At 58.3% G+C, this 14,110-nt stretch carries 13 protein-coding genes, 1 tRNA gene and 1 rRNA gene; 8 read left to right on the top strand and 7 right to left on the bottom strand.

All coding sequences use genetic code 11. The features are described 5' to 3' along the window. Window positions 1-32 precede the first annotated feature (32 nt). From ETEE_RS10560 to gmhB, 3 genes are all read right to left on the bottom strand, one after another. Window positions 33-108: transfer RNA gene (locus ETEE_RS10560), tRNA-Glu, on the bottom strand. A gap of 83 nt (window positions 109-191) precedes the next feature. Continuing rightward, window positions 192-1,735: ribosomal RNA gene (locus tag ETEE_RS10555) — 16S ribosomal RNA — on the bottom strand. Window positions 1,736-2,117: 382 nt separating this feature from the next. Next, entirely contained in the window at window positions 2,118-2,681 is a 564-nt protein-coding gene (gene gmhB, locus ETEE_RS10550) for a D-glycero-beta-D-manno-heptose 1,7-bisphosphate 7-phosphatase (protein ID WP_034162749.1), read from the bottom strand. Window positions 2,682-2,872: 191 nt separating this feature from the next. Here gmhB and metN point away from each other — a divergent pair, with 191 nt between their 5' ends. From metN to proS, 6 genes are all read left to right on the top strand, one after another. Next, window positions 2,873-3,904 (top strand): methionine ABC transporter ATP-binding protein MetN, encoded by a 1,032-nt coding sequence (gene metN, locus ETEE_RS10545; protein WP_034162750.1) that lies wholly within the window; start codon window positions 2,873-2,875, stop codon window positions 3,902-3,904. After that, window positions 3,897-4,550, top strand: a complete 654-nt coding sequence (locus ETEE_RS10540; RefSeq protein ID WP_015460910.1) for a methionine ABC transporter permease MetI — start codon at window positions 3,897-3,899, stop codon at window positions 4,548-4,550. The genes metN and ETEE_RS10540 overlap by 8 nt, the downstream gene beginning before the upstream one ends. 62 nt (window positions 4,551-4,612) lie before the next feature. Next, window positions 4,613-5,428: a MetQ/NlpA family lipoprotein gene (locus tag ETEE_RS10535; protein WP_034162751.1), complete on the top strand. Its 816-nt coding sequence runs from the start codon at window positions 4,613-4,615 to the stop codon at window positions 5,426-5,428. A 110-nt stretch (window positions 5,429-5,538) separates the two neighbouring features. Next, window positions 5,539-5,961 carry an Rcs stress response system protein RcsF gene (rcsF, locus tag ETEE_RS10530; protein WP_034162752.1) on the top strand — a complete coding sequence of 141 codons (423 nt, stop codon included), beginning with the start codon at window positions 5,539-5,541 and terminating at the stop codon, window positions 5,959-5,961. Beyond that, the gene (gene tsaA / locus ETEE_RS10525) at window positions 5,958-6,662 is read left to right on the top strand and encodes a tRNA (N6-threonylcarbamoyladenosine(37)-N6)-methyltransferase TrmO (protein ID WP_034162753.1); all 705 of its coding nucleotides are present in this window, start codon (window positions 5,958-5,960) and stop codon (window positions 6,660-6,662) included. The genes rcsF and tsaA overlap by 4 nt, the downstream gene beginning before the upstream one ends. A 120-nt stretch (window positions 6,663-6,782) precedes the next feature. Then, window positions 6,783-8,501 carry a proline--tRNA ligase gene (proS, locus tag ETEE_RS10520; RefSeq protein WP_034162754.1) on the top strand — a complete coding sequence of 573 codons (1,719 nt, stop codon included), beginning with the start codon at window positions 6,783-6,785 and terminating at the stop codon, window positions 8,499-8,501. Between the two features lie 70 nt (window positions 8,502-8,571). Here proS and creA read toward each other — a convergent pair whose 3' ends face one another. After that, complete coding sequence (gene creA, locus ETEE_RS10515) at window positions 8,572-9,060, bottom strand: protein CreA (RefSeq protein WP_034162755.1); 489 nt, start codon at window positions 9,058-9,060, stop codon at window positions 8,572-8,574. Window positions 9,061-9,254: 194 nt separating this feature from the next. Between creA and robA the strand changes: the two genes are divergently transcribed. After that, window positions 9,255-10,145 (top strand): MDR efflux pump AcrAB transcriptional activator RobA, encoded by an 891-nt coding sequence (gene robA / locus ETEE_RS10510; RefSeq protein ID WP_034162756.1) that lies wholly within the window; start codon window positions 9,255-9,257, stop codon window positions 10,143-10,145. Here the strand turns inward: robA and gpmB are convergent. Further along, on the bottom strand, window positions 10,142-10,789 hold the full coding sequence (gene gpmB / locus ETEE_RS10505) for a 2,3-diphosphoglycerate-dependent phosphoglycerate mutase GpmB (RefSeq protein WP_034162757.1): 648 nt from the start codon (window positions 10,787-10,789) through the stop codon (window positions 10,142-10,144). The two genes, robA and gpmB, sit on opposite strands and share 4 nt — an antisense overlap. 163 nt (window positions 10,790-10,952) lie before the next feature. Between gpmB and yjjX the strand changes: the two genes are divergently transcribed. Then, entirely contained in the window at window positions 10,953-11,489 is a 537-nt protein-coding gene (yjjX, locus tag ETEE_RS10500) for an inosine/xanthosine triphosphatase (RefSeq protein ID WP_034162759.1), read from the top strand. On the opposite strand, the gene trpR is transcribed toward yjjX, so the two are convergent. Both trpR and sltY read right to left on the bottom strand, forming a co-directional pair. Beyond that, complete coding sequence (gene trpR / locus ETEE_RS10495; RefSeq protein WP_012847414.1) at window positions 11,480-11,812, bottom strand: trp operon repressor; 333 nt, start codon at window positions 11,810-11,812, stop codon at window positions 11,480-11,482. The genes yjjX and trpR overlap by 10 nt on opposite strands. Window positions 11,813-11,897: 85 nt before the next feature. Next, the gene (gene sltY / locus ETEE_RS10490; RefSeq protein WP_174434950.1) at window positions 11,898-13,817 is read right to left on the bottom strand and encodes a murein transglycosylase; all 1,920 of its coding nucleotides are present in this window, start codon (window positions 13,815-13,817) and stop codon (window positions 11,898-11,900) included. Window positions 13,818-14,110: the final 293 nt, after the last annotated feature.

Below are 14,110 nucleotides of genomic sequence, written 5' to 3'. Positions count from 1 at the left end.
TGTTGGCACCGTCTTTCACCCGATACCGCAAATGGCGTCCCCTAGGGGATTCGAACCCCTGTTACCGCCGTGAAAGGGCGGTGTCCTAGGCCTCTAGACGAAGGGGACACAAGGGTCGGCTTCGCAGACGCGTTTGCTCGAACATCTATCAGACAATCTGTGTGAGCACTACACAATTTCGTATTTTCAGGTAAGGAGGTGATCCAACCGCAGGTTCCCCTACGGTTACCTTGTTACGACTTCACCCCAGTCATGAATCACAAAGTGGTAAGCGCCCTCCCGAAGGTTAAGCTACCTACTTCTTTTGCAACCCACTCCCATGGTGTGACGGGCGGTGTGTACAAGGCCCGGGAACGTATTCACCGTGGCATTCTGATCCACGATTACTAGCGATTCCGACTTCATGGAGTCGAGTTGCAGACTCCAATCCGGACTACGACGTACTTTATGAGGTCCGCTTGCTCTCGCGAGGTCGCTTCTCTTTGTATACGCCATTGTAGCACGTGTGTAGCCCTACTCGTAAGGGCCATGATGACTTGACGTCATCCCCACCTTCCTCCAGTTTATCACTGGCAGTCTCCTTTGAGTTCCCGGCCGAACCGCTGGCAACAAAGGATAAGGGTTGCGCTCGTTGCGGGACTTAACCCAACATTTCACAACACGAGCTGACGACAGCCATGCAGCACCTGTCTCAGCGTTCCCGAAGGCACTCCCGTATCTCTACAGGATTCGCTGGATGTCAAGAGTAGGTAAGGTTCTTCGCGTTGCATCGAATTAAACCACATGCTCCACCGCTTGTGCGGGCCCCCGTCAATTCATTTGAGTTTTAACCTTGCGGCCGTACTCCCCAGGCGGTCGATTTAACGCGTTAGCTTCGGAAGCCACGCCTCAAGGGCACAACCTCCAAATCGACATCGTTTACAGCGTGGACTACCAGGGTATCTAATCCTGTTTGCTCCCCACGCTTTCGCACCTGAGCGTCAGTCTTCGTCCAGGAGGCCGCCTTCGCCACCGGTATTCCTCCAGATCTCTACGCATTTCACCGCTACACCTGGAATTCTACCTCCCTCTACGAGACTCTAGCTTGCCAGTCTTGGATGCAGTTCCCAGGTTAAGCCCGGGGATTTCACATCCAACTTAACAAACCGCCTGCGTGCGCTTTACGCCCAGTAATTCCGATTAACGCTTGCACCCTCCGTATTACCGCGGCTGCTGGCACGGAGTTAGCCGGTGCTTCTTCTGTAGGTAACGTCAATTGTGAACGCTATTAACGTTCACACCTTCCTCCCTACTGAAAGTACTTTACAACCCGAAGGCCTTCTTCATACACGCGGCATGGCTGCATCAGGCTTGCGCCCATTGTGCAATATTCCCCACTGCTGCCTCCCGTAGGAGTCTGGACCGTGTCTCAGTTCCAGTGTGGCTGGTCATCCTCTCAGACCAGCTAGGGATCGTCGCCTAGGTGAGCCATTACCCCACCTACTAGCTAATCCCATCTGGGTTCATCTGATGGCATGAGGCCCGAAGGTCCCCCACTTTGGTCTTGCGACGTTATGCGGTATTAGCTACCGTTTCCAGTAGTTATCCCCCTCCATCAGGCAGATCCCCAGACATTACTCACCCGTCCGCCGCTCGTCAGCGGAGAAAGCAAGCTTTCTCCCTGCTACCGCTCGACTTGCATGTGTTAAGCCTGCCGCCAGCGTTCAATCTGAGCCATGATCAAACTCTTCAATTAAAAGCTTGATGCTCAAAGAAATTAAACTGTTTATTCGCAATGAATTAACTGCTGTCACTCTTCAAGACTTTAAATATTTTGGCATTCCGAGGAATGCTTAATACGAATCTTGCGAGTGCCCACACAGATTGTCTGATAATTTGTTAAAGAGCGTCGCCGTGAAAACCCGTTGAGTTATCACCGGCGTGGGCTGCGCATATTACGCTTTTCACCCGCAGAGTCAAGCATTTATTTTTGCTTTCTCTGCCTGACTGGGCGACGAGTTGGTCGTTGTTCCCGGTCAGTGGAGGCGCATTATAGGGACTTCTCGCGACGAGACAAGTCTTAATTTCAACTTTTTTATCACCTGCACCATTTTCGACCAAAGCGGAGAAATAAACGACTACTGGCGGGCTTTAATCGCCTGCGGTAGCTGCGCCAGGCTATCCAACACAATGTCCGCCAACGCCTCGCCGTCCGCACTCAGGGGTTTACCGCTGCGCACGAGAACCTTGGTTCCCACGCCGGCCGCCTGCGCCGCCTGTAAATCCTCCAGCTTATCGCCGACCATATATGAGGCCGCCATATCTATATGCAGAAAACGCTGTGCCTCCAGCAGCATGCCTGGCTGGGGTTTACGGCAGTCGCACGCCTGTGTGTATTCGGGCACCGTACCCTGCGGGTGATGCGGACAATAGTAGATACCGTCCAGATCCACGCCGCGATCGGCCAGTGACCAGTCCATCCACTCAGTCAGGTGCATAAACTGATCCTCCGTAAACATCCCGCGGGCGATGCCGGACTGGTTGGTCACCATCACCAGGGCAAACCCCATCGCCTTCAGTTCGCGCATGGCGTCAATCACGCCATCAATAAACTGAAAGTCGTCGCTGTCGTGTACATAGCCGTGATCGACGTTCATCGTGCCGTCACGATCGAGAAAAATGGCAGGAATCTGCTGGGCCATTTACCTATTACTCCTTAAAACGAGAAATCGGCGCACAGTATCGCACGTTTCCACGGAAAAAAGAGCGTGCCATACTGACCGTTCACCGGTTGACTTAGACGTCTAGACGCCTTAACATCCACTCCAGCGTATAACGTGACTCAAATCACTGATGATGACGGCCCAGGCCACGGCGAAGAAAAAATATAAAAATGATCAAACTCACTCATATCACCAAGGTATTCCAGCAGGGACAGCGCCGTATCAGCGCGCTGGACGATGTGTCGCTGCACGTGCCCGCCGGACAGATTTACGGCGTAATCGGCTCATCCGGCGCGGGTAAAAGCACCCTGATCCGCTGCGTCAATTTACTCGAGCGTCCAACGCAGGGGCAGGTTTGCGTCGACGGCCAGGATCTGACGGCGATGAGCACCGGACAGCTGACGCGTACGCGCCGCCAAATCGGCATGATTTTCCAGCACTTCAATTTACTCTCCTCGCGAACGGTCTATGGCAACGTCGCCTTGCCGCTGGAGCTGGATCGCGTACCGCGCGATGAGATCGCGCGCCGGGTTACCGAACTGCTGGCATTGGTCGGTCTAGCAGACAAGCGCGATGCTTACCCCGCTAACCTCTCCGGCGGTCAGAAACAGCGCGTGGCTATCGCCCGAGCATTGGCCAGTAACCCCAAAGTGCTGCTATGCGACGAAGCCACCAGTGCGCTGGATCCGGCTACCACCCGCGCGATTCTGGAGCTGTTGAAAGATATCAACCGCCGCCTGGGGCTGACCATTCTGCTGATCACCCATGAGATGGACGTGGTCAAGCGTATCTGCGATCAGGTTGCCGTCATCAGTCAGGGAAAGCTGATCGAACAGGGCAGCGTCGGCGAGGTGTTCTCGCATCCCAAGACGCCGCTGGCCCAGCAGTTTATCCACGCCACGCTGCATCTGGATATCCCGGATGACTTCGCCAAGCGGATGACGCCCACCCGCGGCGCCGATAGCCAGCCGTTGCTACGCCTGGAGTTTACCGGCCAGTCGGTCGATGCGCCGCTGATTTCACAGGCGGTGCGGCGTTTCAATGTCGACATCAGCATTCTCAGCTCCCAGATGGATTATGCCGGCGGAGTGAAGTTTGGCGTTATGTTGGCCGAAGTACACGGCGACGATGCCGATGCCCGAGCCGCTATCGCCTTTTTTGAACAGCATCACGTGAAAGTTGAGGTACTGGGTTATGTCTGAGGCAATGATGTGGTTAATGGTTCGCGGCATCTGGGAAACCGTCGTCATGACTCTGGTCTCCGGTTTCTTTGGCTTTGTCATCGGACTGCCGGTCGGCGTACTGCTGTACACCTCGCGCCCGGGGCAAATTCTGGAAAATGCTCGGCTGTATAAGCTGCTGTCCGCGCTGGTGAATATCTTTCGCTCCATCCCATTTATCATCCTACTGGTCTGGATGATTCCGTTTACTCGCCTGATCGTTGGCACCTCTATCGGCCTGCAGGCGGCGCTGGTTCCCCTGACCATCGGCGCTGCGCCCTTCATTGCCCGAATGGTGGAAAACAGCCTGCTGGAGATCCCAAGCGGCCTGATTGAAGCGGCGCGGGCAATGGGAGCGACCCCGATGCAGATCGTCAACAAGATCCTGTTGCCGGAGGCGCTGCCGGGGCTGATTAACGCGGCGACCATTACGCTGATCACGCTGGTCGGCTACTCGGCGATGGGGGGAGCAGTCGGCGCCGGTGGCCTCGGGCAGATCGGCTACCAGTACGGTTATATCGGTTACAACGCGACGGTAATGAATACGGTATTAGTATTGCTGGTCGTTTTAGTGTATTTGATCCAGTTCAGCGGTGACCGTATCGTCAAGGCGATCAGTCGTAAATAAGCAACGGAAACAATAAAGAATCAAGCGTGCAGAGCACAACATCACATACGGAAGGATATGCTATGTCAACGAAATTCAAGTCCCTGGCACTGGTCGGTACATTACTCGGCACGCTGGCGCTGGCTGGCTGTGGACAGGAAGAGAAAGATCCTAACCATATCAAGGTCGGCGTTATCGTCGGCGCAGAGCAGCAGGTTGCCGAAGTCGCCCAGAAGGTGGCCAAAGATAAATACGGTTTGAACGTCGAGCTGGTGACCTTTAACGACTACGTCCTGCCCAACGAAGCGCTGAACAAAGGCGATATTGACGCCAACGCCTTCCAGCATAAACCCTACCTCGATCAGCAGATTAAAGATCGAGGCTATAAGCTGGTCGCGGTCGGCAATACCTTCGTGTACCCGATCGCCGGCTATTCTAAAAAGATTAAGTCACTGGACCAGCTTCAGGACGGCGCTCAAATCGCCATTCCGAACGATCCGACCAACCTGGGTCGCTCCCTGCTGCTGCTGCAAAGCGTAGGATTGATTAAGCTGAAGGATGGCATCGGCCTACTGCCGACGGTGCTGGATATCACTGAAAACCCGAAGCATCTGAAGCTGGTTGAGCTGGAAGCGCCCCAGCTGCCGCGTTCCCTGGACGATAATCAGATCGCACTGGCCGTCATTAACACCACCTATGCCAGCCAGATTGGCCTGACGCCGGCGAAGGACGGGATCTTTGTCGAAGGGAAAGACTCCCCCTACGTTAACCTGATCGTCACGCGTGAAGACAATAAAGATGCTGAGAACGTAAAAAAATTCGTTCAGGCCTATCAGTCTGATGAAGTGTATAACGCAGCAAACAAAATCTTTAACGGTGGGGCAGTAAAAGGCTGGTAATTTCTTGCAGTCTCCCTCCGCTTGACCAGATGGGCGTTCTGCCCATCTTGTCATTTGCGCTATAGATTGTTTCAATACTCCTCAATTCCATTAATCCCAGGACATTTTCCATGCGTGCATTACCGTTATGCCTGCTTACGGCCAGTCTTGCGCTGGGCGGCTGCTCTCTGCTGTCTCGCCCGGCTGCCCCGATCAAGCCCCTGCCCGCAGACAAAACGCCGGAAACCGTCGCCAAGCCACGCGCCGTAGCGCCGCGTCAGACGCCGATTACGCTGTATGAGAGCGCTGAAGATCTGATCGGCAAACCCTTTCGCGATCTCGGCGAAGTCAGCGGCAGCGTTTGTCAGACCCGCCCCCACCATAGCGCCCCTAGCCTGACTACCGCGCGTAAGCGCATGCTATATAAGGCCGCTCAGCTAAAGGCGAACGCCGTACTGCTGCACAGCTGCCAGATCCTTAGCCAGAGCCATGGCTGCTATCGCCAAGCCACCTGTACCGGCTCCGCCCTTAGCATCGCAACCTCAGCCCAATGAGCCACTTTCAGTTTGCGCCGATAGGCGTCATCCGCTCACCCTATAAGGAAAAATTCGCTATCCCGCGTCAGCCGGGGCTGATCTGCGACGGCGGAGGAACGCTGGAGCTCTTGCCCCCCTATAATCAGCCGGATGCCGTACGCGGGCTGGAGAGCTTTAGCCATCTGTGGGTCATCTTTGTCTTTCACCAAACCATGGACGGTGGCTGGCGCCCCACGGTGCGTCCGCCGCGCCTCGGGGGTAACGCGCGCGTGGGCGTTTTCGCTACCCGCTCCACCTTCCGTCCCAACCCGATCGGAATGTCTCTGGTCGAACTGCACGGCATTGAGACGCGCAACGGTGTGCGACTCCAGCTCGGCAGCCTGGATCTGGTAGACGGGACTCCGGTACTGGACATTAAGCCCTACCTGCCCTTCGCCGAGAGCCAACCGCAGGCGCGCGCAGGGTTTGCCCAGCAGGCGCCGCCGGCCGATATGCCCGTCGTCTTCAGCTCCGAAGCACAGGCGCACATCGCCCTGCGGCAGCGGGACTACCCGCATCTGACGCGCTTTATCCGCCAGGTTCTGGCGCAGGATCCTCGTCCAGCCTACCGCCATGCGGAAGAGGATGGCCGGGTTTATGCGGTGCACCTGCTGGATTTCAACCTGCGCTGGCAGGTAAAAAACGGCGTCTGCGAAGTGCTGGGACTCGATCCGCGCTAGGCGGCGCCTGCGATCGTAACGGCACCGCGCCTAAAAAATCCTGCGGCTCTCTTTTGACACCTCGCAGGCACTGGTAAACTAGACTACTTTTTTTTTGCTCGTTCGAACGGAACCATACTCATGCGTACTAGCCAATATCTGCTCTCCACCCTCAAGGAGACACCCGCCGACGCGGAAGTCGTCAGCCACCAGCTGATGCTGCGCGCCGGGATGATCCGCAAGCTGGCGTCCGGCCTGTATACCTGGCTGCCGACCGGCTTGCGTGTTCTGAACAAAGTCGAAAACATCGTGCGAGAAGAGATGAACTACGCCGGTGCGATCGAGGTATCCATGCCCGTGGTGCAGCCGGCCGATCTGTGGCTGGAGAGCGGGCGCTGGGAGCAGTATGGTCCCGAGCTGCTGCGCTTTGTCGACCGCGGCGATCGCCCGTTTGTGCTCGGTCCAACCCATGAAGAGGTCATTACCGATCTGGTACGCAATGAAATCAGCTCTTATAAGCAGCTGCCGCTGAACTTCTACCAGATCCAGACCAAATTCCGCGATGAAGTACGCCCACGCTTCGGCGTAATGCGCTCCCGCGAATTCCTGATGAAGGACGCCTACTCCTTCCACACCACTCAGGAGTCCCTGCAGGAGACCTATGAGGCCATGTATGCCGCCTACAGCCGCATCTTTAGCCGCATGGGTCTGGACTTCCGCGCCGTACAGGCCGACACCGGCTCCATCGGCGGTAACGCCTCCCATGAGTTCCAGGTGCTGGCCCAGAGCGGGGAGGACGACATCGTCTTCTCTACCGCCTCTGACTATGCCGCCAATATCGAGCTGGCCGAGGCCCTGGCACCGGCCACCGGTCGTGCAGCGGCAACCCAGCCTATGCAACTGGTGGACACCCCGAATGCCAAGACCATCGCGGAGCTGGTTGAACAGCATGGCCTGCCGATCGAAAAAACCGTGAAGACTCTGCTGGTTCACGCCAGCGAGGAGAGCGGCCATACGCTGGTTGCCCTGCTGGTACGCGGCGATCACGAACTGAACGAGGTGAAGGCCGAGAAGCTAACGCTGGTTGCTAGCCCGCTGAGCTTCGCCAACGAAGCGGAAATCCGTGCGCTGGTTAACGCCGGGCCGGGCTCCCTGGGGCCGGTCAATCTGCCGCTGCCGGTCGTGGCCGACCGCGCCGTTGCGGTGATGAGCGATTTTGGCGCCGGCGCCAATATCGATGGCAAACACTACTTTGGCATCAACTGGGAGCGTGACGCCGCGCTGCCGCAGGTCGCCGATATCCGTAACGTAGTCGAAGGCGATCCCAGCCCGGATGGTAAGGGGACGCTGCTCATCAAACGCGGCATCGAAGTGGGGCACATCTTCCAGCTAGGCACCAAGTACACCGAGGCGCTCAGCGCCACCGTACAGGGCGAAGATGGCCGCAATCAGCTGATGACCATGGGCTGCTACGGTATCGGGGTCACCCGCGTCGTCGCCGCGGCGATCGAGCAGAACCACGATGAGCGCGGTATCATCTGGCCGGACGCCATCGCACCGTTCCAGGTCGCCATCCTGCCGATGAACATGCACAAGTCGTTCCGGGTAAGAGAGGTGGCCGAGCGTCTGTACGACGAGCTGCGCGCCAAGGGCATTGAGGTCCTGCTGGACGATCGCAAAGAGCGCCCGGGCGTGATGTTTGCCGATATGGAGCTGATCGGGATTCCGCATACCGTCGTCATCGGCGATCGTAACCTCGATAACAACGAGATCGAGTACAAGTATCGCCGCAGCGGTGAGAAGCTGATGATCAGCGTCGATGAGATCGCCGCCTTCCTGCAGGCGCAGATCGCACACTGATCGCGCCGCGCTTGATCGTTAACAAACAGGCCGACGCTGTCGGCCTGTTTTTTTTTGCTTGAATGCGATGTTACCCCTGCGGCGCCGCGCTCCACGGCATCACCGGCACCGCGCTGATCGCGTTCTTCGGCGATCCCTCCACGACCCGATCAGAATAGGAGAGATAGATCAGCACATTGCGCTTGCTGTCATAAAAGCGCACGACCTGTAGCTTCTTAAATACCAGCGAGGTACGCTTACGAAACACCACCTCGCCATCCGATTTTTTGTTACGAATTTTTTCACTCAGCGCGATCGGTCCCACCTGCTGGCAGGAGATCGCCGCATCCGAGGTATCCTCTGCCAACCCCAGACCGCCTTTGATTCCGCCGGTTTTCGCCCGGCTGACGTAGCAGGTCACATTTTCCACGTCGGGATCGTCAAAGGCATCGACCACAATCTTATGATCTGGGCCAAACAGCTTAAATACCGTGTCGACAGAGCCGATCTCCTCGGCGTGGACCGAGGCACCCCACAGGGCCGTCAGCGAGACACATAAGCCAACAAAATATTTATTCACTACTTTACCTCTGAAATTTTATAATAACAGTCGTTACTACTTTGCCGACGTTGAATAGAAAAGATAACAAGCCATTTTTTTATTATACTGCTTGCCCTTAAGTTCGTATTGCAATCAGCACGTTTCGTCGGATCATGGTTGCTTCCCTGCACATTGTATGCAGCCTATGTATACCACCGCATTAAGGACGCTTTATGGATCAGGCCGATATTATTCATGACCTGCTAAATTGGTTAGAAGGACACCTCGATCACCCTCTTACCCTCGACAACGTCGCGGCCAAGGCAGGCTACTCCAAATGGCATTTACAGCGCATGTTCAAAGATGTCACCGGACAGGCCATCGGCGCCTATATTCGCGCCCGCCGCCTCTCTAACGCGGCGGCGGCGCTGCGCCTGACCAGCCGGCCCATTCTGGATATCGCGCTGCAATACCGCTTTGACTCTCAGCAGACGTTCACACGCGCCTTCAAAAAGCAGTTTAACAAAACACCAGCGCTATATCGCAGGGCGGAGGAGTGGCATGCCTACGGTATGCGCCCGCCGATCCGTCTGGGGGATTACACTATCCCTACGCCAGAGTTCATCACGCTGCCTAGCCTATCGCTGGTCGGCGTCACCCAGAGCTACACCTGTACCTTGGAGCAGATCTGCCGCGTACGTACCGAGCTGCGCACGCAGTTCTGGCGCGATTTTTTACACGCGGTGCAGGATATCCGCGATATTCCGCCGGTGCTGTATGGGCTGCACCATTCTCATCCGAACCCGGACAAGGATGATGAGCAGTCGATCATGTATACCACGGCCCTGGAGCCGCACCTGCTGCCCAAGCAGGTCACCCGCGAAGTGCAGTCTATCGAGCTGGCCGGCGGTGAATATGCCAAATTCAGCTATCAGGGCCCGACCGAGCACTTCCAGGCCTTCATTATGAGCCTGTATAACAGTGCCCTGCCGACCCTGAATCTGACCCGTCGCCGCGGCTATGATGTGGAGCGTTTCTATCCCCTAATAGACTCCACCCAGCGCCCGCCAAAAAATCTGCGCTGTGAGTACCTGATCCCCATCCGACACACGCCGTCGTCCTAACGTAACACTTCATCCATCGACGGCTGGGCCAGATGCTGCACATCGCCCGCCGTTTCGACCACCCACCCGCTCGCCAGCCATGCGCTCTGCTGATAGTCCACCCGCGACAGCGAGCAGTTGCGCAGGCGCAGGCGGCGCTCAGCGTACGGCGGCAGCCCCAGCACCGTGGAGAGCAGGCAGCCCAGGGCAATGCCATGACTTACCAGCACCGGACGGCTCCCCGGCGGTAGCGCCAGGCAATCGTTCAGCGCCTGCTGCATGCGCTCAGCCAGCTGCGCCATGGTCTCCCCCTGCGGAATACAGCCCTGCGGCGAACCATCCAGCATGCTCAGGCGCCACTGCTCCTCCTGCGGCGACAGCGAGGCCAACAGACGCGACTCCAGCACCCCCATGCTCAGCTCGCGCAGGCGGGCATCCAGCGTCAGCGGACAGCGGCAGGCCGCGGCGATGATCTCCCCCGTCTGCTGGGTGCGCCCCAGATCGCTGGCGATCACGTGGGTAATGCCCATCTGGCCTAAGCGCGCGCCGACCTGCCGCGCCTGCCGTTCGCCCATCACGGTCAGCGGGCTGTTCGACTGTCCCTGAATGCGCCGCTGTACGTTCCACTCCGTTTCGCCGTGACGAATAAGATATACCTGTCTCATCTCTTTTTTACCTATACTGGGCTGTCTTCAGCCACTGCTATGCTTACTGACCGGATATTCCCGGCCGAATCGCTACACGGAGCCCCGCTGCCGCGCACGCGCAGCCGTCGGCTGCGCTCCGGACAGTCGCGATACCCACTCGTTTAAAGGAAACCGGAACCGTATGTACCATGTTGTCGCCGCGACCACCAATCCGGCAAAAATTCAGGCCATTACGCTGGCATTTGACGCGGCCTTTGGCGCCGGACAATACCGCATTGAAGGGATAGACGTCGATAGCGGCGTGCCGGAGCAGCCCTTGGGCAGCACGCAAACGCGCAGCGGAGCGCGTCACCGCGTCATCTGCGCCCGTCAGCTGCGGCCAGAGGCAGACTTTTGGGTCGGCATTGAGGCGGGAATTGAGGATAATATGACCTTTGCCTGGATGTCGGTGGAAAACCGCTGCCACCGCGGCGAATCCCGCTCCGCCAGCCTAACGCTGCCGGACCGCGTCATGGACGGTATCCGACAGGGAGAGACGCTGGGACATGAGATGCAACGCCTGAGCGGTATCGAGGATATTAATCGGCGGGAGGGCGCCATCGGCATCTTTACCCAGGGGCGACTCAGCCGCACCAGCGTGTATTACCAGGCACTGCTGTTAGCCCTGGCGGCGCTGGAGCCCGGCTACCACCGCGAGCCACCGCCCCATTACGCCTGAGGCGTCGATGGCAACAGTTGACGCACCAGCCAGCGCTTAAAGTCAGGCGACGCCATTTTTAGGCTGTTTGAGCCTCGGGTTATCGTGGCGATACCGGCGCCCAGCTGACTCTTCAGCTCACGCTGGCTCATCTCCCCCTTCAGCAACTCTTCAATGATGCGCACCCGGGTTGCTAATGCATCGCGCTCATCCGGCGTCAGAAACAGCTGTAGCATCGGCTCCTGACACCCCTCTTGATAGGCCTGCTGTAAGAGCTGAATGAAGCGTTGCCAGTCATCAGGCTCTGCGGGAGCCTGATCCGGCGCGGGCGTTGTCTTTTGCATCGTCTGATCTACCTTGCCTACGGCTGAACTATTCAACGAGTACAAGCATACCATAGACCCCGCGCAGGATGTAGGCCGCGGCGCGCTAGTAGCGGCGCGCCCACTCGGCATCCGTCAGTATCTGGTCCGGGCGATGCATGAAATAGCGATAGTAGGCATCGTAGGCTAATACGTTCTTCACATAGCCACGCGTCTCCGAAAACGGAATGCTCTCGATAAACGCCACCGCATCGACCCGTCCGCCGCTGTTGCCGAGCCAGGTATTCACCCGCGACGGCCCCGCATTGTACGCCGCGCTCGCCAGAATACGGTTACGCCCCAGGCTCTGGTAGACATACTCCAGGTAACGGGTACCGATATCGATATTAGTTTTGGGATCGAACAGCTGGCTGCTGTTCTGATAGTGACTCAGGCTGAACATCTTGGCCGTGTGCTCCGCCGTCTTCGGCATCAGCTGCATCAGGCCGCTGGCGCCGACCGATGAGCGCGCCTCTGGATTCCAGGCGCTCTCCTGGCGGGCGATAGCCATGGCATAGCTTGGCGTGATCCCCTTATCCTCCGTTGCACTGCGAAACTCCTGCGGCCAGGCCAGCGGGAAGCGCTCCTGTAGATGATCCCACAGCTTAGCCACAATCGTCGCCTGCACGCTCAGATCGGCCCACCCCTGATCCAGGGCATAGCGCGCCAGCGCCTCCTGCTGGGGACGAGGCTTGCTGGCAACCAGCGCGCTCCACTCACTGCGCGCGGTATTATCCATGTTCCAGTACATCAGCTCGCGCACCCGGGCGATCGCCGGCTCCTGCGCCAGGGCGGCATCCGGGCGTACCGCGCGCATCACCTGCAGCGGATAGGGAATACCCAGCCGTTGGGCGGCCACCATGGGATAAAAGCCGCGCTGCGTGATCAGCGCCCGCAGAATCGCCTGCCCCTCGCTGCGCTTCCCCTCATCCATCAGCGCCACCGCTTGCCAATAGCGCCATTCATCCTTATCGCGCACCGACGGCGGCAGACGTCCCAGCCATTCGCGCACCTGTGCCGGGTTGCCCTCGCCCAGCGCCATGCGCAGGCGTCGCTCCAGCAACGCCGCATTATGGCTGCGGCGGATCACGCCGTCGCGCCAGCGGCGATCGTCGGCGCTGGCATCACTGCCCATCAGGCGCCAGGCAATGGTCTCCTCCATAGCCTGCCGCTGACTCGACGGAATATGCTGCAGTCGCACCAGCGTAGGCAACATCGCCCGCGCGGCATCCGCATCCTGGCGCGCCAGCGAGGCAAAGGCGACCCCCACGATATCGCGGGTAAAATCGCTCGGCGCGACGCTGCGGGCAAAGGCCTCTACGCTGCGCGGATTGGCCTGCAGCGCCGTCAGCGCTGTATTCAGGGTCTGGTAGTTCGTCGGCAGCTGCTGCTGCAGATATCTCACCAACCCTGCGTTGCCTTTCTCCAGCGCCAGACGCAGGCGGGCCAGCACCGCCTGATCCCGTAGCCCACCGGCCCCCCTCCAGGCATCGAACAGCCTATCACAGCTGGCGGGCAGCGACTGACCGCTCATCCAGACCGCCTGCGCGCCGCGCCACGCCGCCTCCGCATGCCCCGTGGCATACTGGGCGTAGTAATAGTTACAGCGCGCCGCCACCGGCTGCGGCGGCTGGGGACTGAAGGCGAGCAGACCTATCCAATCCTCGCGCCGCGCCAGCTCATTGACATAGCGCGACGTCAGGCTGCGCGCCGGCGGCAGCGTCGGATACTGCTGCAAAAAGGCCTTAATCTGCTGCGCGTTAACCTGGGACATATCCTGCGTCAGCGCCCGATAGGCCAGATAGGGGTACAGCGGATAGTCTCGCAGCGTCGGCATCAGCTGATTGACGCTGTCCATCCGGTTGCCGTCCCACGCCTGCTTAATCTGTTGATAGCGCGTGCGCTGCGCATCGAGCGAATCTGCCGAGGCCGCCGCCGCGCTCAGCGCCAGGCACAGCCCGACGCTCCAATAGCGCCATTTGCCCACCATGACCATGTGTCTCTTTCCTTTACTGACCCTCGCGCCCCGCGCGTCCACCGAATGATCTCCATCGCTCCGCGTAGAGCGTTGGCTAACCGTCTGAAATTCTATGACAGTGATTTTAGCAAAGCATTCCCCGTATCCAGCTTTTCTTGCACGCATTTACACGTTGCCTACGGCCTGTCGCCATCCCTTTTATCCTTTACGCACTCAATCGGGGAGAATTCACCTGGAACCGACAGAGATCGCAAGGAAAAAGCGCGATGGCACGCTATACTCGCGCTTTGTCCACCCCCTGC

The sequence above is a fragment of the Edwardsiella anguillarum ET080813 genome (assembly GCF_000264765.2).
GTDB classification, from domain to species: Bacteria; Pseudomonadota; Gammaproteobacteria; order Enterobacterales; family Enterobacteriaceae; genus Edwardsiella; species Edwardsiella anguillarum.
The sequence above is the reverse complement of the archived record's forward strand: the minus strand, read 5'-3'. Positions and strand labels throughout refer to the sequence as shown.